At 63.1% G+C, this 22,340-nt stretch carries 19 protein-coding genes and 2 pseudogenes; 7 read left to right on the forward strand and 14 right to left on the reverse strand.

Annotation, left to right across the window (positions count from 1 at the left end; translation table 11 throughout):
- Positions 1-15: 15 nt before the first annotated feature.
- Positions 16-762 carry a class II aldolase/adducin family protein gene (locus IPL79_18180; protein MBK9072906.1) on the forward strand — a complete coding sequence of 249 codons (747 nt, stop codon included), beginning with the start codon at positions 16-18 and terminating at the stop codon, positions 760-762.
- Here the strand turns inward: IPL79_18180 and IPL79_18185 are convergent.
- The 7 genes from IPL79_18185 to IPL79_18215 all read right to left on the reverse strand — a co-directional run bounded on the left by IPL79_18185 (position 759) and on the right by IPL79_18215 (position 6,385).
- Positions 759-971, reverse strand: coding sequence for a hypothetical protein (locus IPL79_18185; GenBank protein MBK9072907.1), 213 nt, complete (start codon positions 969-971; stop codon positions 759-761). The genes IPL79_18180 and IPL79_18185 overlap by 4 nt on opposite strands.
- Before the next feature lie 122 nt (positions 972-1,093).
- A complete protein-coding gene (locus IPL79_18190) occupies positions 1,094-2,788 on the reverse strand; it encodes a GMC family oxidoreductase (GenBank protein MBK9072908.1) in 1,695 nt (564 codons plus the stop codon).
- Positions 2,785-3,408, reverse strand: coding sequence for a gluconate 2-dehydrogenase subunit 3 family protein (locus IPL79_18195; GenBank protein ID MBK9072909.1), 624 nt, complete (start codon positions 3,406-3,408; stop codon positions 2,785-2,787). Before IPL79_18195 ends, IPL79_18190 begins: the two co-directional genes overlap by 4 nt.
- Positions 3,409-3,528: 120 nt before the next feature.
- Positions 3,529-4,296 (reverse strand): hypothetical protein, encoded by a 768-nt coding sequence (locus IPL79_18200; protein MBK9072910.1) that lies wholly within the window; start codon positions 4,294-4,296, stop codon positions 3,529-3,531.
- Between the two features lie 260 nt (positions 4,297-4,556).
- The gene (locus tag IPL79_18205; GenBank protein ID MBK9072911.1) at positions 4,557-5,141 is read right to left on the reverse strand and encodes a hypothetical protein; all 585 of its coding nucleotides are present in this window, start codon (positions 5,139-5,141) and stop codon (positions 4,557-4,559) included.
- 102 nt (positions 5,142-5,243) lie between these two features.
- Positions 5,244-5,819 (reverse strand): hypothetical protein, encoded by a 576-nt coding sequence (locus IPL79_18210; GenBank protein ID MBK9072912.1) that lies wholly within the window; start codon positions 5,817-5,819, stop codon positions 5,244-5,246.
- Positions 5,820-5,923: 104 nt separating this feature from the next.
- Positions 5,924-6,385 (reverse strand): hypothetical protein, encoded by a 462-nt coding sequence (locus IPL79_18215; protein ID MBK9072913.1) that lies wholly within the window; start codon positions 6,383-6,385, stop codon positions 5,924-5,926.
- Positions 6,386-6,600: 215 nt separating this feature from the next.
- Between IPL79_18215 and IPL79_18220 the strand changes: the two genes are divergently transcribed.
- On the forward strand, positions 6,601-7,167 hold the full coding sequence (locus IPL79_18220; protein ID MBK9072914.1) for a DUF3105 domain-containing protein: 567 nt from the start codon (positions 6,601-6,603) through the stop codon (positions 7,165-7,167).
- Positions 7,168-7,192: 25 nt separating this feature from the next.
- On the opposite strand, the gene IPL79_18225 is transcribed toward IPL79_18220, so the two are convergent.
- Entirely contained in the window at positions 7,193-8,200 is a 1,008-nt protein-coding gene (locus tag IPL79_18225; protein MBK9072915.1) for a hypothetical protein, read from the reverse strand.
- A gap of 116 nt (positions 8,201-8,316) precedes the next feature.
- Here IPL79_18225 and ffh point away from each other — a divergent pair, with 116 nt between their 5' ends.
- Positions 8,317-10,044 carry a signal recognition particle protein gene (gene ffh / locus IPL79_18230; GenBank protein ID MBK9072916.1) on the forward strand — a complete coding sequence of 576 codons (1,728 nt, stop codon included), beginning with the start codon at positions 8,317-8,319 and terminating at the stop codon, positions 10,042-10,044.
- Entirely contained in the window at positions 10,037-11,578 is a 1,542-nt protein-coding gene (locus IPL79_18235; protein MBK9072917.1) for a methyltransferase, read from the forward strand. Before ffh ends, IPL79_18235 begins: the two co-directional genes overlap by 8 nt.
- Positions 11,579-11,898: 320 nt before the next feature.
- Here the strand turns inward: IPL79_18235 and dmeF are convergent, their stop codons facing one another.
- Entirely contained in the window at positions 11,899-12,873 is a 975-nt protein-coding gene (gene dmeF, locus IPL79_18240; GenBank protein MBK9072918.1) for a CDF family Co(II)/Ni(II) efflux transporter DmeF, read from the reverse strand.
- 71 nt (positions 12,874-12,944) lie between these two features.
- On the opposite strand from dmeF, the gene IPL79_18245 reads away from it, so the two are divergent.
- Positions 12,945-13,424: a Cys-tRNA(Pro) deacylase gene (locus IPL79_18245; GenBank protein MBK9072919.1), complete on the forward strand. Its 480-nt coding sequence runs from the start codon at positions 12,945-12,947 to the stop codon at positions 13,422-13,424.
- 12 nt (positions 13,425-13,436) lie between these two features.
- Positions 13,437-14,801: a hypothetical protein gene (locus tag IPL79_18250; GenBank protein MBK9072920.1), complete on the forward strand. Its 1,365-nt coding sequence runs from the start codon at positions 13,437-13,439 to the stop codon at positions 14,799-14,801.
- On the opposite strand, the gene IPL79_18255 is transcribed toward IPL79_18250, so the two are convergent.
- Positions 14,778-15,611 carry an HD-GYP domain-containing protein gene (locus tag IPL79_18255; GenBank protein MBK9072921.1) on the reverse strand — a complete coding sequence of 278 codons (834 nt, stop codon included), beginning with the start codon at positions 15,609-15,611 and terminating at the stop codon, positions 14,778-14,780. The genes IPL79_18250 and IPL79_18255 overlap by 24 nt on opposite strands.
- A 395-nt stretch (positions 15,612-16,006) precedes the next feature.
- Here IPL79_18255 and hflX point away from each other — a divergent pair.
- A pseudogene (gene hflX / locus IPL79_18260) lies at positions 16,007-17,662 on the forward strand (GTPase HflX).
- On the opposite strand, the gene IPL79_18265 reads toward hflX, so the two are convergent.
- The 4 genes and pseudogenes from IPL79_18265 to ald form a co-directional block, all read right to left on the reverse strand.
- Positions 17,659-19,437: a hypothetical protein gene (locus tag IPL79_18265; GenBank protein ID MBK9072922.1), complete on the reverse strand. Its 1,779-nt coding sequence runs from the start codon at positions 19,435-19,437 to the stop codon at positions 17,659-17,661. The pseudogene hflX and the gene IPL79_18265 sit on opposite strands and share 4 nt — an antisense overlap.
- A gap of 111 nt (positions 19,438-19,548) precedes the next feature.
- On the reverse strand, positions 19,549-19,911 hold the full coding sequence (locus IPL79_18270; protein MBK9072923.1) for a hypothetical protein: 363 nt from the start codon (positions 19,909-19,911) through the stop codon (positions 19,549-19,551).
- Complete coding sequence (locus tag IPL79_18275; GenBank protein MBK9072924.1) at positions 19,908-21,152, reverse strand: sigma-70 family RNA polymerase sigma factor; 1,245 nt, start codon at positions 21,150-21,152, stop codon at positions 19,908-19,910. The genes IPL79_18270 and IPL79_18275 overlap by 4 nt, the downstream gene beginning before the upstream one ends.
- A gap of 76 nt (positions 21,153-21,228) precedes the next feature.
- Positions 21,229-22,329 (reverse strand): annotated as a pseudogene (gene ald, locus IPL79_18280) (alanine dehydrogenase).
- Positions 22,330-22,340: the final 11 nt, after the last annotated feature.

Genomic DNA, 22,340 nt, shown 5'->3' on the forward strand with positions numbered 1-22,340 from the left:
GGCATAGTCGCGCGCATGACGACACCCCCCATGTCCGCCGCCGAACAGGCGCTTCGAGTCGACCTCGCCGCCTGCTATCGCCTGGTCGCCGCCTTTGGTTGGTCTGACCTGGTTTTCACGCACATTTCCGCCCGCGTGCCCGGCGACGAGCACCACTTCTTGATCAATCCGTACGGGATGATGTTCGACGAGATCACGGCGTCGTCTTTGATCAAGGTCGATGAGCACGGGCGCAAGCTCACGGAGAGCCCGCACTTCGTCAACCCGGCAGGCTTTGTCATTCACAGCGCGGTGCACGCGGCTCGCCACGACATCGCGTGCGTGCTGCACACCCACACCACCGCGGGCGTAGCGGTCGCCGCGCAAGCGAGCGGGCTGTTGCCAATCTCCCAGCAAGCGACCGTCGCGCTGGCCTCGCTTGGCTATCACAATTACGAAGGCATTGCGCTGTCGGACGATGAGAAGCCGCGTTTGCAGCGTGACCTCGGAGGCCACGCCGCATTGATCCTGCGCAATCACGGCCTGCTGACCGTGGGCGCGACGATCGCCGACGCCTTCTTGCTGATGTATAATCTGCAGAAGGCCTGCGAGATTCAAATCGCCGCGACGCGCGCCGGCGCCGAGCTCATCTCGGTCGATCCACGCATCGTCGCCGGCGTGCGCGAGAACATCGCCCTGGTGACCAAGGGCATGTCGGGCGCCATCGCCTGGCCAGCGCTACTGCGCAAGCTAGATCGCGTCGACGCCTCGTATCGCGACTAGGTCGGTTCGTCGCCTTTATAGCAGTCGTCGTCCGGGCACATCGATACCGGGCAAATGTTGACGGAGTCCGGACAATCACCCTTAATCGACGGAATCGTGGTGATCGTGCACGCGTTTGGCCCCGTGGTGATGCCGGCGCCGGTCACGTCTGCCAATTTTGCGAGTTGCAACGTCTTAAGCCGGAGTTTCTTGGTCACTGTTTTCTTCATAGGCTGCGAAGCTAAAGCTTGGCGCGGCAAGCAGACAACTTTGTATTTGCGCCGGACGCCTTAATTCCTAGCTTGTTTTACGTGTAAGTCCGCAATTTGTGGTCGCCAAGGCCCATGTTCGGCTAGCGCCCAGCGCTAGCTAACCCACGCGCGATGCGTAGCGCATTGGCCATGATCGTCAGCGTAAATGGCGCGGCGCCGCCGGTGGGCAAGGCGGCGCCGTCGGCGACATAGAGATTGGCAATGCCAAATACACGGCCGTCGCGGTCGGTAACGCCATCCTTGGCGCTGCTGGCCATGCGCGCGGTGCCGGCCTGCAGAGGCCAATACACGTCGTGCTCGCGCAAGGTTGCGACTGAGGCAGGCGCTGTTGCCTCCAATAGTTCGCGCCCGCGTGCCAACAAGAATTTGCTCGCGCGCTTGGTGGCCTCGTGGAGCTCGACCTCGACGCGAGCGACAGGCAAGCCAAATTTGTCGACCACGGTCGGGTCGAGCGTGATGCGCGTGCCTGCATTGGGGAAAAACTCGGCGAAGCTTTCCATCTCGAGACGTTTGGTCTGTACGAAATGGCGATGCAATTGCTGGGTGAGGGCCTGGCCCCACAGCAGCGGTGCGGTCTCATCGCGTGTCGCCTCCGAGCCGCCGGCGCGCGCCGCATCATGCTGCACGATGGCCTGTTCGGCTTGGAAAATCGGATTAACGTGTGGCAGCATAAATAGCAGCGTGCCGGCACGGCTGTACAAGGCGCCGCCGTCGTGGCGGATCGATTTCTTGACGTCATAGAAATCGGTCGTTGCGCGATCGATAAAGGGAAACTCGCGCCCGGAGGCAAACGCGGCATGCGGCAGCTCGTACTCGGCCGATGCCTGCGCTTGCGTCGCAAATAACAAATTGCGGCCTAGTTGGTCCGACGTCAGTGGCAACTTGCTCGCTAACATCAGGCGCGCGGTTTGGATGGCGCCAGCGGCGACGATGACGCGCCTTGCGAGCAGTCGGAAATTGCGGCCACCGTTGGCAGGGCAGGCGAGTACGCCGGACGCCAAGCCGCTGGGCCCCATGGTAATGGCGCGCACCATCGTATTGGCGAGTAACGTAAGCTTGCCGGTCGCGAGCGCGTCGGGGACGAGCGACGCCAAGGTCGAAGACTTTGCTCCGACCTCACACCCGTAGCTGGCGCAATAGCCGCAGTAAACGCAGGCGCCGCGACCATCTTTGGCAATGGTGGAGATCGCGCGCGGCGTCTGAAACAGGTTTACGCCGCTCGCTTTGGCAGCGTCGTCGAGCATGCTGGCCGCCTGGTGTTGTGCCATTGGCGGCATCAGCGAACGTCGCTGCGATGGTGGCAGGGCTTCAGACGCGGGCCCCGATACGCCGATGAGCGCTTCGATTTCGTCGTAGTAGGGCGCAAGCTCGGCATGGCCTATGGGCCAATCGATGAGCGAGCTACCAGGAACCTCGCCAAACGCGGACTTGAGGCGGAAATCTTCTGGTGCCATGCGAAAGAAATAGCCGCCCATGTGCACCGTGCCGCCGCCGACGCAACACGAGATCCAGCCGTTGGCCGAGCGCTCGGCGGGGGCGCTATCGAGTGCCACCATGTTTGGTTCGTCCGCGGGGCTGGGCACAAAAAACGTGCGACGGCAGATATCTACCTCATCGTGGACGAAATCTCGCAATTGATAGTGCGGCCCTTTTTCGACCATGCAAACGCTCATGCCCGCCTTGGTCAATTCGTGCGCAACCACGGCGCCGCCGGCGCCGCTGCCGATCACGAGGGCATCGAACATCTGATCGCCGCCTGGAATCTTCGACGTCATGGCCCTGTCGACAGATCCCCATGATGGTGGACTTGTGAAGTCGCGGGTAGCCCGATTGCCGTCCATCCCACGCCTTGGCGGTTGCCTCCATGCGAAGGATCCGCGAGCAGCCCTTCGAGCGTCAGGCTGCGCAACACCGTAAAAAGCGGGCGTTGAGGCAGCTTGATTGGCAACGTACCAGTGGCGAGCGCGTTAACGGCCGCTTGTCGCACCGATGGCGTTGCTTGTGCAAACGACAAGGAGCCTTGGGCCCGCGCAAACTCGTCGAGCGCTGCGGCGAACACAATCAGCGCAGGGGCCAAGCGAGCCAACGGGGGCTGGGCAAGTTGCTTTGCAATGTAGTCAATGACGCCAGCTTGCGTCGCGCCAGGGAACCCAACGGCCGACGCAGCACCGAGCGGCAATATGGTGTCGCAGGCCGCGGCGAGGGATGCATGAACCGCGGGCGACCACGGCAGCGTCGCGATGGGTTTAGTAGGCTTAGTGCTTGCGGGCGTCGCCTTGCGTGGCGGTGCTTCACCGCGACAACCAGACATCGCGATCAGCCCGACCAATTGCAACAGTTCGCGCCGGCAAAGGAGGATGGCGGCATCTTCAGCCAATGCTTGGTGCCAGTACATAACTTTAGCGTATCACACAGCGCCGTGCAGCTCTCGCAGCAAATGGCCCGACTCATCGCGGACCTCGTTGTCGCCTACGGCCATGAACTCTGACACTGCCGCAAAGCGGGAGCGTGTTAGTTAGTCGATATAGGTGCCTTCCATATTGACACGAAATTGTTTCTTACCGAACGGCTGACCGTCTTTGAGCAACGTAATCTTTACGAATGGTTGTTCGTAGTAGTAAGCTAGCATCGAAACGAACTGCTCGTGCGTCCATGTGATTCGATAGGATTGCGTCAAGCCAGGGGCGGCTGGAAGTTGTTCGACCGCTAGTGAAATAGTCGTGGCATCGTTGACCTGTGGGCCTTGCGTCGCGACCAAACCGTTAAAATCGTTAGAAATCGATGTGACGTCGAGTGTGATCGCGCCGTTTACTACGGCAGGAACTGAAATCACTTCTGGCGTCGTGGCATAAAATGTCGCGTTACCGAGACCCCAGACTTTTGGTAACAGAGTTATTTCTTCTTCGGAAACCTGGTCGCCGCGGGTTACGCGCACCTTTAAGGGCGCCGCGTTCAGCGCTGCAATAGTGGTGATCGCATCTAATCGAATATTCTTGTCGTAGGTCCGGTTGTCGCGATCCGCCGACGCGATCACCTCGCCGTCGCGGCCAATGATCTCGGCCATGTTGATACGCTTACTGCCAACCGCGGTGATCCAAATACCGCCACCTGGGTTCCACCCGTATCTCACGCTCGCCAACTTAAAGGGCCCGGCTTTGTCTTCTTCGGCGGACTGGTCGTCGTCAAAGTCGTCGTCGCCGGTGCCGAGGCATCCGGTGAGCAAAGACGTTGAGAGAACCAAGGAGGCCATTACGGCCGAGAGTGCGCTAGTGTGTTTCATCATGAGGAAACAAAATGCAATTTAGGTACCATCGGAACGGCCCTTTGAATTCAGGCGGTTAGTGTCCTTTCGATGGCTTAAGGGACTTCGCTAGTCGCCACTGGTTTGGGGTCGAAGTGCCTAATAATGCGTGGGCTAATGGGACTGTAACTTAGGTTAAGGTGTACGCAGACTCCAGCGCGACGCGCCTGCGTTGGAACCAAGTCCGTGCACTGGGGCAATAGTTGCGAACCTTCATCTCCTGTGGTGGCAGTTGTCGATGCCTAGAACCGCCCCAGTACCCCAACACCAGCGCCGATAGATTTTCCGTCGGTGACCGGCATCGTCGCGAGTTGCATTTGAAACTGGCGTTCTTCCGACTCCGCAAATGCTCCGATTGGGTTAGCTGACGCGGGATGCAGCCCCGGAGGTCCCATGTGGATTTCTTGAGGTTGCACGCGCTGTTTGCGCTTGCCTTTCACCGCCCATTTTACGCCGTGCACAAATGTCAGCGCGGGGAGAGCGGCGAACCCCACCGCCAGCAGCTTGATACCACCATCTTCATACTCATCTTCGAGGACGCTTACCGCAAGCGCCGTATTTAGGATGAGCGCCGGCGTACTAAACAGTGCTTCCGCCACACCATATCCTGCGGTGGGTTCGCGCCGCTGTGATGCCCTGCCGAGATCTGCCATCCCGAACACGAGTGGCGGTACCTCAATGAGGACCGCCAAGGCAATGATGCCCTCGTCGCCGCCTCCTCCCCCCCAGCCACCCCCACCGCCACAAGCACTGGCGGGTTGATGCCAGCCAACCGTTGCGACGATCGAGGCGACAAGGAATGTGATTCGAAGCATGTATTTCGACATGCCGGTCGCAAGAGCAATCGATGTGCCAACCTTAGGGTGGCAAGAACTCAAGGCAGCGTTGCCCGTCGTGTTGAAATCTAGACAAATGCTGGTGAATTGCGGTTAGAACCGACCAATAGCGCCAACACCAGCCCCAATCGATTTTCCATCTGAGACCGGCATGGTCGCAAGCTGCATCATAAACTGGGGTTGCCTTGACTCAGCTAATGCGGCGGTTGGATTTTCGAGCGTGGCATGCAAGCCCGGGGGGCCGGTGTGAATTGTTGCCGGCCGTTCGCGCGTGCGGCGGCGGCCGTTGACTGCCCACTTTACGCCGTGCACGAACGTAAGGGTAGGGAGCGCAACAATCGCAACACCCATTAGCTTGGTGCCAAAGTCCTCGTTTGCATCTTCGAATATTTCCACGGCCACCGCGGTATTGAGAATCAGCGCTGGCACGCTGAGTGTCGCTTCGAGAACGCCGTAGGTCGCGCTTGGTTCCCTGCGCTTTGCGGCCATCGCGAGGTCTGCCGCGCCAAATCCGATCGGCGCCGCCTCAACCACCAACACTAAACCGGCCAGCGCGAGGATTTCACCGTCATCTCCGCCGCCACCACAGGCACTTGCCGTTTGTTGCCAGCTTAGGGTGGCCGCGGTACCTGCGAGGAGCAATGCGATGCGAAGCACGTATTTCGTCATGTCGGGTCCAAACAGCAATCGCTGTGCCAAGCTGCGAGGGCCTAGAACTCGCGGCAGTTTTTCCCGCTGTGTTGAATTCCAGACATTTGTCAGGTGAATTGTGGTTAGAACCGGCCAACCACGCCAACGCCGGCGCCGATCGATTTGCCATCAGAGACCGGCATGGTCGCGAGCTGCCACGAGGCCTCAAGGCGACTCGATTCGGCATATGGCGCCATGCGCGCGGCGGCCTGCATGCCGGGTGCGGCATACTGCGCTTCGAGACGGCGTCGCTTGTGAATGCGCATCCACTTGATGCCATGCGCCAGGGTGAGCGACGACATGGCGACCGATATCACCGCGAGGGTTAGTGCATCCTCATGGCGATTGCGGCTTAGGATGTCAATCGTCCACCCCCCGCTCAGGACCAGGGTCGGAACACTGATAATTGTTTCTGCTATGGCATAGCCGCGAGTTGGCTCACGTTTTGATGCGGCCATTATCACGTCGCCAACGCCCATTGCAGCAGTTGGAATATCGAGCAGCGTGGTGCCAGCAACCAAGATAAGCCTACCGTCTGCTGCCACCGCCACAGGCACTTGCCGTTTTTTGCCAGCTCAGCGTGGCAAGCATTGTGGCAAACAACAGGGAAATGAAACGGGCGGCACTTCGCATAGCGGCAACGAAAGCAAGGCGCGTGCCATTTCTGGCACGCCGCGGCGTCCGGCAGCAACGAAGAGATGCGTCGAATTCCTACCGCGAGAGGCGGTAGAATTTCGCGCACCTGCACTACACTCCGAAGATGAAGCGACGTCTCCCGTGTTTGGTCCTCGTGGTCGGGTGCAACAGCGAGCCGTCATCCGCTGCGCCCGAGCCGGCTGGTACGTGTGGCTTCATCGAGCAGTTTCAGACGTTGCCGTCACCGCATAGCGACGACGTCGATCCCGCCGCTTGGAACAGCAACCCTCCCACCAGCGGGCCGCACTCGCCGGCCTGGGCAGGCTGGAACCGCGCCTATGAAAATCTGCCGCGCGTGCATTGGGTCCACAACCTGGAACACGGCGGCGTGGTGCTGGCGTATCGCTGCGATGAGCCGTGCCCGGATGTGGTTCAGGGGCTAAAGGATGTGATCCTCGCCACGCCCGACGACGAAGCCTGTGCCGCACCCGTGCACCATCGCCTGCTCCTCGTACATGATCCGGCGCTGCCAGTTGACGTGCAGGTGGCCGCCGTCGCATGGGGCGTGCACTACACCGCAACGTGCCTCGACGCACCCACCATGGCCGAGTTCATCGCCGATCACTACGATCGCGCACCCGAGTCGTTCTGCGGCGACGGCGGCGCGTTCGATGGCGAGCCGCTGTATTGATCGCTGAAGCGCGGGGGCGGCCGCGCTATTTCTTCTGCGTCGATTTGTAGACTGGCTTGGCGGAGGTTTTCGACTTCACGGTTGTTGACCCTGTGACGTCGCCAATTTTTTGCTCCGAAACTGCGGCAGCATTGTCAACGGCGGTCGTGGCTGGCGCGGCCTCGCTTTCCTTGAGAAACGCGGCGACGCCGCCCGCCGTTGGTTCATTGGAGTTTTTCGCCTCGGGTGCGTCGACGGCCTCGAGCGCCACCGATTCGATGAGCTTGCCGCGGATTTTAGCAAAGAGCGCGGGCGACGAGAATATCTCGACCGTGCTGAGGTCATCGCCGTAGCTGGCGATGAAGCCGACGGCGCGCGGATGCCGCGCCAGGCTAGCGCCGAGGACCGCGATATATTCGTCGACGGCTTTCTTGGTTTGTTTGTCGTCCGCCACGGCGCGAAAGGTATCCGTCGAATTCTCGGTTTTGCGTGCGGTGTTCTTGCGGCCAACCTTTTCCCAGACCGCGCCTTGGCTCGAATACTTCGAGCTGGCGCGCAGGTCGGTGTGGGCCATTTTTTTGGCGGTACGAAACGAGCGGTTGCTGCCGCCTTCTTCGCTCCAGCGCCCGTGCTCGACGCAAAAGACATCGAGCTGCACCGTGGATTTTGCCGGAATCAGCATGTCCTTGGCGACGATGCGATCTTGCTTGCCGCCCAAGATCACCTCGCCCGACATAACAAAGATCGGGCCGTCCGCGAGGTTGGTTGCCGTCAGCGTATTGACCGAGTCGTTTTCGAGTTCGCTGATCGTGATTTTTTTGCGGTCAAAGGCCTCGTCGAGGGTTAGGTAGTCGGATCCATCGCGGCTGGGCGCGATTGAAAAAATCGGCCTCACGGTGAGGTTTTTGTGGCGGACCGCCGGGCCAAGATAGTGTTCGTCGTCAAAGAGCTCGGGCGTTAGTAGCTTGGAATACACCGTCGGCTGCCTCCAAAGCGTGCACATCGCGATTGCAAAAATGGCCGAAAAACAAATTGCGCGTAGTCCTGGTTTCATTGCGTTCATGCCTCCAAAGGGACATCAACGCGCCAGCCCGCGGTTGGGTCTAATTTGACCGGCAGAGGCGGGAATCCACCCCCCAAAGGTGGCCGAAACATGATATATGCGGCCTCATGTTTGAGACGCTTGCCAAAGGGTTCCGCAACGCGCGCGCCAAGCTCACCGGCGTCGCGGAGCTAACCGACGATGTCATCGACGAGGCGCTGCGCGACGTCCGCTTAAGCCTCCTCGAGGCCGACGTGGAGTTTCGCGTTGTTAAGCGGTTTCTCGAGCGGGTCAAGACACGGGCCCAAGGCGAGCAGGTCACGCTAAAGGCCAAATCCAAAGAGTACGGGGTTCGGACCATTACCCCTGAACAGGCGTTTATCGCGGTCTGCCAAGACGAGCTGACCAACATGATGGGGCCGGTGGATACCGAGTTCCGTTGGAACAAGCGGGGGCCAACCGGCATCATGATGGTGGGCCTGCAGGGCTCGGGCAAGACCACCAGCGTTGGCAAGCTGGCGCGCTTTCTCGAAAAAAATCACGGTAAAAAACCACTCCTGGTCGCCGCCGATATCTATCGCCCGGCCGCTGTCGATCAGCTCAAGACGCTGGGCGAACGCCTTGGCATGCCGGTGTATTCGGCCACTGGCAAAGACCCAGTCACGATCTGCAAAGAAGCGGTGCCGGTCGCGCACGAAAAGGGCTGCGACGTCATCTTGTTCGACACCGACGGCCGGCTCGCGATCGACGAGCTGCTCATGCAAGAGCTCGAAGACATCGACAAGGCCGTGCAGCCCGCGAACATCTTTTTGGTGATCGACGCCATGACGGGGCAGGATGCCGTCAACGTCGCCGAGACGTTCAACAAACGCCTCAATCTCGACGGCGTCATCATGACCAAGCTCGATGGCGATGCCCGCGGCGGCGCGGCGCTCTCGGTCAAAGAAATCACCGGCAAGCCGATCAAGTTCTTGGGCATGGGCGAGAGCCTCGACAAGCTCGAAGAGTTTCGCCCCGAGGGCCTGGCCTCGCGCATCTTGGGCATGGGCGACATCGTCGGCTTGGTCAAAGATTTCGAGCAGGTCGCCGACGCGGAGAAGGCCGAAGAGGATGCGATGCGCATGCTCAAGGGCAAGTTCGACATGCAGGACTTTCTCGAACAGATCCGCATGATCCAAAAAATGGGGTCGCTCAAGGATATCTTCGAGAAGCTGCCGATGATGGGCGGCGCCATGCCCGAGGGCGTCAACCTCGATGACCGCGAGCTGACCAAGATCGAGGCGATGATCAACTCGATGACTAAGAAGGAGCGCACAAATCCCCAGGTGTTTGTGACCACCACCTGGGAAGACTTCACGGCCAATTCCGGTCGCCAGGCCAAGCGTCGGCGCGCCGACTTTGAAGCGTCGCGCGTGCGGCGCATCTCCAAAGGCTCGGGCCGTAGCGAAACCGAGGTCAAAGAGCTGCTGCAAAAATTTGCATCGATGCGGCAGATGATGGTGCAGCTCGGCGCGTCGACCGGGCTGATGGGGAAAATCCCTGGCCTCAAGCAATTCTCGCAGATGAAAAAACTCGCCAACATGGACATGGGCAAGCTCATGGGCATGGCGGGTGGCGACATGGGCGCGCTCGGCGGCATTGGTGGCATGCCGGGCATGCCTGGGATGCCGGGCCTGCCTTCGGGCGCCATGCCTGGCATGCCCAAGGGCTTCACCGCGCCGGGCACGAAGGTCGCCTTTGCGGGCGGCAATCAGGCCAGCAAAAATAAAGCCAAAGACAAGCGCCGCGCCGAAAAGACGCGCGCAAGAAATCGCGTAGTCGGCGCTAGCTGGGTCGTTCCGTGTCCTCATGAGTGATCGCCCAACCGAGCTGCTGGCGGCGATCGAGCTCGCGCAGTTTACCCCGCGCGTCTCAGATGCGCCGCTGTTGGTGGCGTTGGCGGCAACGGCCGACAAGCCAACGCTTGCGCAGTTAGCGACCGCGCTTGGGCGCTTGCCACCGGCTGCCATCGAGCCTGCCTTGATCGCGGGCTTGTCGCCGCAGCATGATGCGCGCTTTCGCGCCGCCGTGTGCGACCTCGCGCGGCGTTTGCCGGCGGTCCATGCCGATGCGGCGGTTAGCGCGTTCGCACGGGCGCTGCGTGATCCACAGCTAGCGGTGCGCAAGGCGGCCGTGCGTGGGCTATCCAATCACGATCACCCAGCGGCGCTGGCGGCGCTGGCGGCGCTGGCGGGCGCGCCGGACCTTGGGCGCGACGCGGCGCGGATGTTGATGCGCGCGCTGGCAAAGGTCGGCGCGGTCGAGGTGCTGGCGCGATTGCGCGAGCGCTTTCCCGACGTGCCCACCGACGTGGCCGCGGTCATCGCAGGGCGGCACGCGGCGCGCGGCGTCAGCGTCGCGATCAACGCGGCCCACGCCTTTGCGGCGGGCGAGCTGCTTGCTGAATGTCGCGACGGCATCGCGCCGATCGCCGCGAGCCAATACGCGGCGATGGGGCTGCGATCGACGGTGGTGTCATCGCAGCACCTCCGCCTGCAGTCAGCCACGAGCCTGCAGGCGGCCTTGGCGTGTCGCAGCGTGGTGCGAGTTGGGCTGCGGCTCGCGGGGCCGCAGGCAGCGCGCCCTGCGCAGCACGTCATGGCGCTGGTGGGCATCGTCGGAAACGCCTATGCCGCCTTACGAACCGTCACGACCGGGCCAATTCGCTATCGCCTAACGTGGCCAGGCGCAACGACGTCGATGGTGCACCAAGTTGCGGTCGCCGTCGCCGCTATGCATGCAGATATGGTCAACGATCCGCGCGGCGCCTCGTGGAATATTTCGCCGCTCGGATCGCAATGGGTGGCCTGGCCGACCGGTCTGCCCGACACGCGTTTTGCCTGGCGGCAAGGCGACATCCCCGCGGCGTCCCACCCCACGGTTGCCGCCGCGCTGGCCTTTCTCGCGCAGCCGACCGACACCGATCGCATCTGGGACCCATTTTGTGGCAGCGGCTCCGAGCTCATCGAATGCGGCCTATTGGCGCCAACCGCCGCGCTCATCGGCACCGACCTAGCATCCGCTGCGCTCGCGGTGGCAACGCGCAATATCGCCGCCGCCGGCCTGACCGCTCGCACCGAGCTTACGCTCGCCGATGCCTGCGCCCAGTGGCCAGATGCGACGCTCGTTATCTCGAATCCTCCGCACGGTGGCCGCGTCAAGGCCAACGCCGTGTCATTGCACGAACAGTTTTTCGCGCACGTTGCGTCGCGCCTGCCCGCTGGTGGCCGGCTGGTGTGGATTCGCCATGCCAATGCCACGCTGGCATCGTCCCGGCTGGTGCGCGGCGCGCATTTCAACATGTCGCTCGCTGGCCAGGCCATGGTGCTCGAACGCTGGGACGCGCGCTAGGGCACCCAGCCCTTCGCATCCAAGCACACAGCTTCTGTACGCAGCCCTACCGGCAGGTGGCGCACGTTTCTTCCGCGAGCATGGATTGCAGGGCGGTGTGGCTAGCACCAAGGGCTGTGGATACCACAGCCGTCTCGCCATGCCCCGGAGGGTCGCTATCTGCGAGCAGGAAGACACGTGCGCCCACCTGCCGGTCCACCCACACTATCTGCGAGCAGGAAGACACGTGCGCCCACCTGCCGGTCCACCCACACTATCTGCGAGCAGGAAGACATGTGCGCTCACCTGCCGGTCAGCAGCAATGTCACGCACTCCGGCGACTAGTGCCCTAGATTGCACTGATGTACTTCGATCGTTAGGTGGCTAGGGCTCAAGACGGTCTGCACCACTTCTCGATAGGCATCGACGTCGCGCGGCGTCGCCGTGACCAACGACACGATGCAAGCCAGCTTGCCTGGCGCGAGGTCCCACACGTGCAGGTCCGCGACCTTCACGTCATCAACCGCCTCGAGCGCCTGCCGCACCCGCGCCTCCTCGACGCCATGCGGAATGGTATCGAGCAGCTGAAAGGCCGAGGTCTTGCACAGCCCAAGCGCCCAGCGCACGATAACGATGGCGCCGAGCATCGCGGCAATGGCATCGAGATACCAAAGCCCAAAGTACTTGCCAGCGAGCAGCCCAATCAGCGCGGCGACGCTGGTAAGCGCGTCGGCCAGGACGTGCAGATAGGCCGCGCGCATGTTGTGATCTTCGTGCCCGTGCCCGTGGTCATGCTTGTGATCGTGGTCGTGACCATGCTTATGATCGTGACCATGCTCGTGATCGTGGTGGGCGTGCCCCTTGCCGCCGTGCAAGACCCAGGCGCAGCCAAGATTCACCACCAGGCCAATGACGGTCACGAGCAGCGCATCGTCGAAACCAATTGCCGCCGGTGACAGCAGCCGCGCCACCGACTCACCGATCATCCACAGCGCGATCACGAGCAGCAGCACGCCGCTGGTGAAGCCCGCAAGCGCATAGACCTTGCCGGTGCCAAAGGTGAAGCGGGCGTCGCCTGCGCGGGTGCGCGCGTACCAGTAGGCGCCGAGCGTGAGCGCAAACGCCCCGGCATGCGTGCCCATGTGCAGGCCATCGGCGAGCAGCGCCATCGAGTTGGTGAGCCAGCCTGTGGCGAGCTCGACGACCATCATGGCAAGGGTCACGCCAAGGACGACTTTTGCGCGCGTTTCATTGCCTGCGTCGTGCTCATACTCATCGTGATGATGAGCGTGCTCGACCGATGGATGCGCCGTCATGGGGGCACCTTAGCAGATCCACGGCGGGCGTGCGGCTTGCATGCCGCGGGCGCCTGCGCGATGTTTTGGCCATGGCCGACATCCCCGTGACCATGGCGATTCGCGTTTTGCGCGCGCACAAGGTCGCGTTTGTGCCGCACCGCTACGCATGGCAGCCGGGCGGGGGCACGGCTGGCTCGGCGGCCGCGCTCGGCGTCGACGAGCACGCGGTCATCAAGACGCTGATTTTTGAACGCGACCAGGGTGCGCCCTTTTGCATGCTGATGCATGGCGACCGCGAGGTGTCCACCAAGGCCCTGGCGCGTCATCTAGGCGAAAGAGCCGTTCGCCCTTGCAAGCCCGACATCGCCGATCGCCATTCTGGGTACCAAATTGGTGGCACCTCGCCCTTTGGCCTGCGCAAGCAAATGCCCGTGTTCATGGAAGCCTCAATAGCCGAATTGCCACGGCTCTTCATAAATGGCGGCGCGCGAGGCTTTCTGGTCGAGCTGGCACCCGCCGATCTGGTCGCGGCGTTGCGTCCATCACTTGTTGCGGTCGCAACGGTCTAGTAGACTAAGGCGGTGCCTACGACTCGCGGCTCCCGCCGCGCCGCCGCCATCTTGACCCTAACGGGTTTGCTCGCATGGACCTTGGCGTGTGACAACGCCACGCCACCACCCGCGCCACCACCGGGGCCAAAGATTCTTACCGTCGCGACGGGAGGCAGCCACACCTGCGCCCTATGGGACGACAATTCGGTTCGTTGCTGGGGCGGAAATTTTTACGGCGAGCTTGGGTTAGGCGATCACGACGATCGCGGCCTCGACAGCGCGCAGCTTGGCGATGCCTTGCCTGCGGTGGAGGTTGGCACTGGCACGGTCGTGCAACTGGCGCTCGGCGAGGCCCATACCTGCGCCCGCTTTAAAAACGGCGACCTGCGCTGTTGGGGCGATAATTCCTTCGGCCAAATCGGCGCGCCGGACATGGCAGAAGTTGGTGGCGAGCCGGGGCAAATGGGCGAGGCGCTCGCCAATCTCGAACTCGGCGGCAAGGTCCTAAGCGTCTCGGCAGGGGGCTATCACACCTGCGCTTTGATTGAAGGTGGCACCGTCAAGTGTTGGGGTAGCAACGACTACGGGCAGTTAGGGCAAGAAGACAACACCGATCGCGGGGCGCTACCCGGTGACATCGAAAACCTAGCGGCCATCGACGTAGGCGCCGAATCGATCAAGCAGGTGGTGACGGGGGTCGATCACACCTGCGTGTTGACGGTCGACGGCGATGCGAAGTGTTTTGGCAGCGCCTTCTACGGCAACCTCGGCACCGGCAACACCAATGATCGGGGCGATGAACCGGGCGAAATGGGCGAGGCCTTAGAAGCCGTCGACCTCGGCACCAAGAACAACGTGCCCATTCGCATCTCCTCGATTGCGGCGGCCTCCGAAACCACGTGCGCCATCTTAGAGGGCGGGCTCGTAAAATGCTGGGGTGACAACGCCAGCGGCCAATTGGGCATCGGCAGCAGCGAACCACGCGGGGCGCGGGCTGGCGAAATGGGCAATGGCTTGCCGGCCGTCGATCTGGACGGCCTTGAAGTCGACGAGCTTGCGCTTGGTGCAGAGCACGTGTGCGCGCGCGTCTCAGACGGCAGCCTGCGTTGCTGGGGCAGCGGCGCCTATGGTGAAAATGGCAGCGGCGCTCCGGCAGCCTTGGGCGACGACTCCGATGAATTGGGCGCTGCGCTTGCGCCGGTGTCATTGGGCACCGACCTCGCGGTCGTGACCTTCGCCACGCGTAGCAATCATACCTGCGCGCTGTTTAGCAATGGCGGCGTAAAATGTTGGGGCGCCAATGATGCCGGGCAACTCGGCCTGGGCGACGACACGACACGTGGCGATGATGCCGGTGAGATGGGCGATGCCTTACCCTTCGTGCGGTTGCGCTAGCGCCGGCGGCGAGACGTCGTCGTCGGGGGCGTCGTCGCGGTAGATTTCGCCGAGATGGCGTGAGACAAAAATTTCGATCAGCTCGGGGTCGAACATCGCGCCGGCCTGCTTGCGCAACATCGCCTCGCACTCTGCCAGCGGCAGGGCTTGCTTATAAGGCCGCTCCGTCGACATGGCGTCGTAGGCATCCGCGATGGCGACGATGCGCGCCGCCAACGGGATATTGTGGCCGGCTAGCTTGTCGGGATAGCCGTTGCCGTCCCAGCGCTCGTGGTGGTTGCGCACCGCGGACATGATCGGCAACAGCATTTCGATCTTGCTGGCGATTTCGAAACCTTTTACGGGATGCTCACGCATGTGCACCCATTCGGTTTCATCTAGCGGCCCGGGCTTGAGCAAGACGGCGTCGCGGATGCCGATCTTGCCGATGTCATGGAGAAACGCGCCAAACTCCAGCGTCTCGAGCCCCTCATCGGGATAGCCCGCCTCCTGAGCCAGCACCAGCGAGTAGGCGGCAACGCGACCACAGTGGCCCTTGGTATAAGGATCCTTGGCTTCGATGGCCTCGGCCAGACCGAAAAGTGCTTGGCGGTTGGCCGCCTTAAGTTTTTCGTAGCTTTCCTCGAGCTCTTTGGTGCGCTCGCGCACGACCACGTCAAGCAGGGTCTCGCGACGCTGTAGCTTCTGGTGATCCATGGTGAGGCGACGCAGCAAATCTTGCTGGTCGGCGACGAGGTTGAGCAGCTTGATGCCCTCGCTGATAAGCGCGATCAGGCGGCTGCGTTCGTGCGGCCGCGCGACAAAACGCATGATGGTGCCCGCGTGGGACGGGCGATAGTCGGAGTTCGACCGCGTCGTCGGGGCTGGCCACCCAGACAATCCGCAGGGCGTCAGGCGCCAGCGCAATGGAGGCCTCGAGCAGGGCGATGCCGTTGAGCTGCGGCAGCACATGCCCGGCGAGGATAACGTGATAGACGCCCGCCTTTAGCTTGGCCTGGGCCTCAGCGGACGTCCGCGCGCTGTCGACGAAGAGGCCCAGCGATCCGAGCAACTCGGCAAGCTCGGCGAGGGCGTCATCCTGGCAGTGGATGAAGGGCGCGAAAGCGGCGAACCACGCCATTAGTGTAGCAAATTCGCCAACATTGTACATTGACAATGCCGCTTAGGCGGGCAAAAACGCTCGTGTTCTCAATAACTTCCGCACTATGACCCAACTGCACGGTAGCCTTAGCGGCCTAGCTCCTAGCGAACGCAAGGCGCTAGAGAATTTGTACCGACGGCGGGTGCCGCCCGGCGAGATAATCTCGCCTGAATTGGCGACGACGCTGGCGGAATTATCATCGAGTCTCAACCGCCAAATCGGCTTGCTCATCGATCGCCGCGGCGCAGTTGAGTTTGTCGTGGTGGGCGATGCCTTTCGCCTCATGCTTCCTGACGTCGGCCGCCAGCGCGGCGCCCACGGCCGCCTCCGCGGCCTGCGTCTGGTGCACACCCATCTACGCGGCGAGGCGCTGACGCGCGATGACTTAACTGATCTCTCGCTGCTGCGCCTCGACGTCATCGCGGCGATTGCGATTGAACGCGGCCGCCCTCAGCGTTTGTACCTCGCGCACATCGACCCAGACGCGCCATCAGACGCGCCTTGGCGCGAGCTACCGCCCGAGTCGCCGCACAATCCGACGACGAAATTTTCGGAACTCATCGCCGCGATCGAGGCGCGGCTCGAGCGCGGTAAGCAGGCCCGTGACATCGTCGATCTGCACGATCGGGCGCTGCTGGTGCATGTCGCGCTCGGAGGCCAGGTCGATTCCGTGGCGCGGATCGCCTAATTGCGCGAGCTCTGCCGCACCGCCGGCGTCACCCCAGTGGAGGTGCTGTCGCAGCGTCGGCCCAGCGCCGACCCCAAGTATCTCATCGGCCAGGGCAAGCTGGAGCAAGTCATCTTGCATTCGATGCAGCTCGGCGCCGAGGTGATCATCTTCGACTGCGACCTATCGCCGGCACAGGCCCGCGCCATCTCGGATGCCACCTCGCTCAAGGTCATCGATCGCACCATGCTCATTCTCGATATCTTTGCCAAGCATGCCACCAGCCGCGACGGCAAGCTGCAGGTTGAGTTGGCGCAGCTAAAGTATGCCTTGCCGCGGCTCGTAGAGAAAAATACCATGATGTCGCGCTTGGTCGGCGGCATAGGCGGGCGCGGGCCTGGCGAGACCAAGCTCGAGATTAGCCGGCGGCGCGCGCGCGACAAGATCAACGTGCTCGAGCGCAAGCTGCGCGAGCTCGCCGACGATCGGCGGCTGCGCCGTAAGCATCGCGATCGCGCGGGCGTGCCCATCGTCGCCATCTGCGGCTATACCAATGCCGGCAAGTCGACGCTGCTCAACGCGCTCACCGCTAGCCATGCGGTGGCGGAGAACAAGCTCTTTGCCACGCTCGACCCCATCTCGCGGCGCCTGAGGTTTCCCAAGGAGCGCGAGATCGTCTTGACCGACACGGTTGGCTTTATCCGCGACCTGCCCAAGGACCTCATGGCGGCATTCCGCGCCACGTTGGAGGAGATGGACGATGCGGACATGCTCATCCACGTCATCGATGCCTCAGACCCTGATCGCGAGCAGCGCATCGCCACCGTCGATGGCATCCTGCGCGAGCTGGGGCTTGCGGATAAGCCCCGGCTCTTGGTGTGGAATAAGTGCGATCGCTTGGCGGTGGCCGACCAGGACTTCATCGCGGACCAACGCGGCAGCTTTGCCATCTCCGCCCTGCAACCGGAAACGCTGGGACCGTTGCTCATGGCGATGGAGCGCATGTTATGGAGCGAGCGCGCCAGTCGGCAGGCCGCGCCGAAGGCAAGCTAACCCTCTTCGTCAAGTATGGTCAGCGCGATGGCCACGGCCTTTTTTGCGCGCGCTAGCTTGGCGCCGTCGGGCGCGATGGTCGCGATGGTCGGCGCCTGCATGGCGCGTTGCGCGGCAAGCTTGGCCGCGGCCAACTCTTCTTGCAGCGCGGCAAGGGCGCGTTCGTGCGCCTCGGCGTTCGCCGCGAGCGCGGCCTGGTATTCCTCGCGCGCCTCGGTCACCGCGCGATCACGCTCGGTCGTCGCCGCCGCGTGTTTTTTCGCTTGTTCGTCCAATTGCGTGCGGTACTGGGCGACCTGGGCGGTGGCGCGCTCGGCTTCGGCCGCGGCGTCGCTGGCACGCGTGGTCGCCGCCATCAGCCGTGCCGTGGCGTCGGCGAGGGCGGCATCGGCAGAGGTGCGCTTGGCCGTCAGCTCGGCGATGGCCCCCTCCTTAGCCAGGCGCGACGCCTCGTAAGACGCCATCGTTTCTTTGGCCTGCGCGATCTCCTGTTCGAGCTGGGTCACGCGGAGTGTTAGCTCCTGCGATTGATCGCGCAGATAGATGCGGGCGCTCTCGGCGTTGCGTTCGTGCGCTTCGGTGCGCGCGCGCTCGAGCTCGGCCAAGAGACGTTCATTTTCGCGCTCCAGGTCGGTGACGCGCGACAGCGCCTTGCGGTCGGAGATTTGGGATTTCTCTTCGGTCGCCCAAGCGGCCACCTCGTCCAGGCCAAGATCGAAGCGGTCGCTCTGCAACAACCGATTTGGCGTTGGCACCGCCTCTGGAATTGCTTCGATCTCGAGGGCCTGAGCGCCGCCTTGATACTCCTGCTCCATGCCAAATAGCAACGCCGCCGGGGCCGAGACCTTTTGCGTCGGTGCGCGCTGGGGCTCGAGCTTGAACGGTGGCGGAATGGTGGCACTGCGCACCGGCGGCGGAAACGTCGTGCGCACGGCATCCGCCATGGGAATGGCCAATGAGTCCTGAGGATCCACGGCCTCGACGGCGTTATCGGTTTCAAAATTTGTCGCCGGCTCCTGAGAAAATTCGCTTTCGCCGGAGACAAAATCGCTGGCAAAATCGTTGGCTAGTCCGGCGGCGGTGCCCGTGTTGTGGGCGACCTCGGTCTTGACGTCGGACAGCGGCGACGGCGCCGCGGTCATCGCTGGCAGATCTTCACCACCGAACATGCCAAGCGCCGCAAACGCGTCGTCCTCGGAGCGTTGCGATGCCCCGGCGCGCGAGCCCTTGGTATGGTGATCTACGATCAGGCTGTCAAAATCGTCGACCGCCTCGAACTCGCCAGACTCGACGATCATCTCGGGCTCCTCGACCACGCCGTCGCCTTGCGGCACCGCCGGCGCCTCGGGCGCGACCGTGAAGTCGGCGACGATATCAAAATCTTCGCCCATGTGGCCGCTGCTCGCGGCGCTGGCGAGCAGTGCTTGAAAGCTGGCGGTGAGCTCGCCAGGCGCTAGCTGGCGCTTGTCAAAATATTGGTCGGCGTGAACCTTTAGCTTGCGATGAGCCGCGAAGTCGGTTTCGGCAACGGATTTAGTCACCATGACGACGGGAATCGCCGCAGCGGGGCCCTTCTTCGCGCGATTGCACAAGAGAAAGCCCGCCTTGTCCGGTTCCTCCACCGCAATGACCACCGCCATCGGCGAGGTCGCGGCGATGCGCGATGACATCCTTGCCGACGGGCAAGGGGTTACTCGTTGAAGCGGCGCGAGTTCGGCGGCAAGCTGACGCTCAAAAGGCTTGTCGGAGTCAATGAGCAGCACACTGCGCGACATCTGTATTAATTCTATAGCGTTCCGCGAGGCCGCAACATCACCGGCCACCACATTCACCCGGGATGTCACAACTACATCGTCATACCTTGGGGCTCAGGGATGCCCGGGTGCTCAGCAGCCCGCCGCATCGGCGCCGCGACCTTGGCACCAATTCATGCGCTCAACGACGAGCGCGAGTTCCTCGTGGGACATCGCGCTGGACGCAAAAACGTAGGCATAGCCGCGATCGACGGTCGCCACGGCGCGCACCCCGAGATGCTCATCGAGATACAATTCTCGCCCCCCGCGCACGGTCTTGACGATGCGTCCCCACGCCATGTCGTGCGCCGAGAACGCAAGCACTTGCATCGCGCGGGTGCCCGCGACGGTGTCGACTTCATATTGAAGCAAGATGGCGTCGCGGCCGCGAAAGGCGCTCAGGCGGGCACCTTGCAACCGCACCGTCGCGGCCGAGGCCCCCCGGAGCGGCTTCATTGCTGGCATCGCATCCGCATAAGCCCGGGTGCCGCGGCACCAGCTCCGATGGCGCGATCGGTTTGTCGCTGCGCCTCTGCGCTTGCGGGCAACATGAGGCCGGCATCAAAATGGCGCTGGACCCACGCCGGCGTCGCGGCCGCACCCTTGACCTCAAGCGGCGCCGCGCGCACCAGCTGGCGCGCGGCTTCGGCGGCAACCGTGGTCGACGCGAGCTCAGCTGCGGACGGCGACGGCGACGGCCTGCCGCCGACGACCGCGAGGGCGATCGCCGCGGCCGCGAGCGCGGTGGCGCTGCCAGGAATGAGCCAATGGTTGAGCCGGCGTCGGCGCGCGGTGAGGTCAAGCACGCGGTCGGCCTGCGCGATAGCCTGGTCGAGCCCGTGCCGCAACGAGGCCGGGGCGACGTCGCCGGCCGCCGACGCAACCAACGAGTCGCGCAGCGCCGCTTGCGCCTCAAAGTCTTCGCGACATGCCAGGCACTGCGCGAGATGCGCCAGCACGGCCTCTTCTTCGTCGCGCGGCAATTCGCCGTCGACGAAGGCCATGATGGCGAGCTCGAGTTCACGGCAATCGCCGACGGTGCCGCTCATGGTGCCGCCTTCTTTTTGCGCTTGCGCTCGGTAAGCCGTCAGGTCGACGACGCCGCTGCGTGGCTTAGCCGACGGCGCGTTCGCCTCCTGGCTGCGTTGGCCGGCCAGCGCCGCGCGCAAGAGGCGCCGGCCGCGAAAGAGCCGGCTCATGACGGTGCCGACGGGGCAGCCAAGGGCATCTGCCGTCTCCTGATACGAAAGGCCCTGCATGTCACACAGCGCGATCGCCGCGCGAAATTCAGCGGGCAGTGACGCGAGCGCCGCGGCCACGCCGTCTGACAACGTACCCGCGAGCAACACGTGCTCTGGCGACTGATGCGACGGCCGGTCGGCGTCAATGAGCACCTGTTGCGTCGCGGCCTGTTCGACGCCGGCGGCGTGATGAATCTCGCGTTGCCGCGCCGCCTTGCGAAATTCATTGAAGTAGAGGTTTGTCAGGATCTTGAGCAGCCACGCGCGGCAGTTGGTGCCCGGCTCGTAATTGTCCCAAAAGCGAAACGCGCGCAGCATCGCGTCCTGTGTTAAGTCCTCGGCATCGCGCGGGTTGCGCGTGAGCCGCATCGCCGTGCTGTAGACGGCGTTTAGATGCACCACCGCGTGCCGCTCAAAGTCGGCGCGCTTGCTACTGGGGGGGCTGCTATCGCTCACGTCGATCCTCTAGCTGCTTAACCGGCCTCGCCGGGCCTTTATTCCTGCCCTGTACGTTACATGTAACGTCTTGAAATTAATTAGAAAAAGGCACATGGGGCTGCCCAAGCGCGGCCGCGACGGCGGCATGCGTAACCTTGCCGCGGTGGGTATTGAGGCCGGTGAGAAACACCGCATCGCTCATGGCCGAGGCAAAGCCGCGATCGGCCAGCCGCAGCACATAGGGAATCGTCGCGTTGGTCAGCGCCATGGTCGACGTGCGCGCTACCGCGCCGGGCATGTTGGTGACGCAATAATGCACGACGCCGTGTTCGACGTAGGTTGGGGTTTGGTGCGTCGTCGGGCGCGCGGTCTCGATGCAGCCGCCTTGGTCAATCGCGACGTCGACGATCACCGAGCCCGGCTCCATCTGCGCCACTAGCTCCTTGCTGACCAAGTTGGGCGCCTTGGCGCCGGCAACCAGCACCGCGCCGATCACCAGATCCGCCTGCTTCACCGCGGCGGCGATCGACGCGCTATCTGAGTACAGCGTGTGCAGCCCACCTTGATAAATATCGTCGAGGTAGCCGAGCGTCTTGGTGTTGATATCGAGCACCGTGACGTTGGCGCCCATGCCAAGCGCAATGCGCGCCGCATGCGAGCCCACCACGCCGCCGCCCAAGATGACGACGTTGGCGCGCTTGACGCCTGGCACCCCGCCAAGCAGCACACCCTTGCCGCCGTGCGCCTTTTCTAAGGCCCACGCGCCCTCTTGCACCGAGAGGCGGCCGGCGATGGCGCTCATCGGCAAGAGCAAGGGCAGCTCGCCGGTGGCAAGTTGCAAGGTCTCATACGAAATGGCCGACACCTCGCGCGCGAGCAGCTCGTGCGCCAATTCCCCGCGCCGCGGCCAAGTGAAGGTAGGTAAACAGCAAGAGGCCGGGGCGAAGAAGGCAAACTCCGAGGCGATCGGCTCCTTGACCTTGATCACGAGGTCGGCTGCCCAGGCCTCGCCGGCGGTCGCCACGATCTGTGCGCCGGCCTCGCGATACGCCCCGTCGTTAAAGCCCGCGCCATCGCCCGCGCTGGCCTGCACCAGCACCTGGTGGCCGCGGGCGACCAGCGCGGCGGCGCCCGCCGGCGTCACGCTGACGCGAAATTCGAGGGTCTTGACTTCCTTGGGCACGCCAATCTTCATGGCGCTTATTG

The sequence above is a fragment of the Myxococcales bacterium genome (genome assembly GCA_016716835.1).
GTDB lineage: Bacteria > Myxococcota_A > Polyangia > Haliangiales > Haliangiaceae > JADJUW01.

What these genes read in the sequence shown, in the direction of transcription:
- IPL79_18265 (MBK9072922.1), bottom strand. Translation starts at nt 19,437, where the DNA reads ATGTCGCGCAGTGTGCTGCTCATTGACTCCGACAAGCCTTTTGAGCGT.
- IPL79_18220 (MBK9072914.1), top strand. Translation starts at nt 6,601, where the DNA reads ATGAAGCGACGTCTCCCGTGTTTGGTCCTCGTGGTCGGGTGCAACAGC.
- IPL79_18195 (MBK9072909.1), bottom strand. Translation starts at nt 3,408, where the DNA reads ATGTACTGGCACCAAGCATTGGCTGAAGATGCCGCCATCCTCCTTTGC.
- IPL79_18235 (MBK9072917.1), top strand. Translation starts at nt 10,037, where the DNA reads ATGAGTGATCGCCCAACCGAGCTGCTGGCGGCGATCGAGCTCGCGCAG.
- IPL79_18245 (MBK9072919.1), top strand. Translation starts at nt 12,945, where the DNA reads ATGGCCGACATCCCCGTGACCATGGCGATTCGCGTTTTGCGCGCGCAC.
- IPL79_18210 (MBK9072912.1), bottom strand. Translation starts at nt 5,819, where the DNA reads ATGACGAAATACGTGCTTCGCATCGCATTGCTCCTCGCAGGTACCGCG.
- IPL79_18255 (MBK9072921.1), bottom strand. Translation starts at nt 15,611, where the DNA reads ATGCGTTTTGTCGCGCGGCCGCACGAACGCAGCCGCCTGATCGCGCTT.
- IPL79_18190 (MBK9072908.1), bottom strand. Translation starts at nt 2,788, where the DNA reads ATGACGTCGAAGATTCCAGGCGGCGATCAGATGTTCGATGCCCTCGTG.
- IPL79_18225 (MBK9072915.1), bottom strand. Translation starts at nt 8,200, where the DNA reads ATGAAACCAGGACTACGCGCAATTTGTTTTTCGGCCATTTTTGCAATC.
- IPL79_18205 (MBK9072911.1), bottom strand. Translation starts at nt 5,141, where the DNA reads ATGTCGAAATACATGCTTCGAATCACATTCCTTGTCGCCTCGATCGTC.
- IPL79_18200 (MBK9072910.1), bottom strand. Translation starts at nt 4,296, where the DNA reads ATGATGAAACACACTAGCGCACTCTCGGCCGTAATGGCCTCCTTGGTT.
- dmeF (MBK9072918.1), bottom strand. Translation starts at nt 12,873, where the DNA reads ATGACGGCGCATCCATCGGTCGAGCACGCTCATCATCACGATGAGTAT.
- IPL79_18180 (MBK9072906.1), top strand. Translation starts at nt 16, where the DNA reads ATGACGACACCCCCCATGTCCGCCGCCGAACAGGCGCTTCGAGTCGAC.
- IPL79_18270 (MBK9072923.1), bottom strand. Translation starts at nt 19,911, where the DNA reads ATGAAGCCGCTCCGGGGGGCCTCGGCCGCGACGGTGCGGTTGCAAGGT.
- IPL79_18185 (MBK9072907.1), bottom strand. Translation starts at nt 971, where the DNA reads ATGAAGAAAACAGTGACCAAGAAACTCCGGCTTAAGACGTTGCAACTC.
- ffh (MBK9072916.1), top strand. Translation starts at nt 8,317, where the DNA reads ATGTTTGAGACGCTTGCCAAAGGGTTCCGCAACGCGCGCGCCAAGCTC.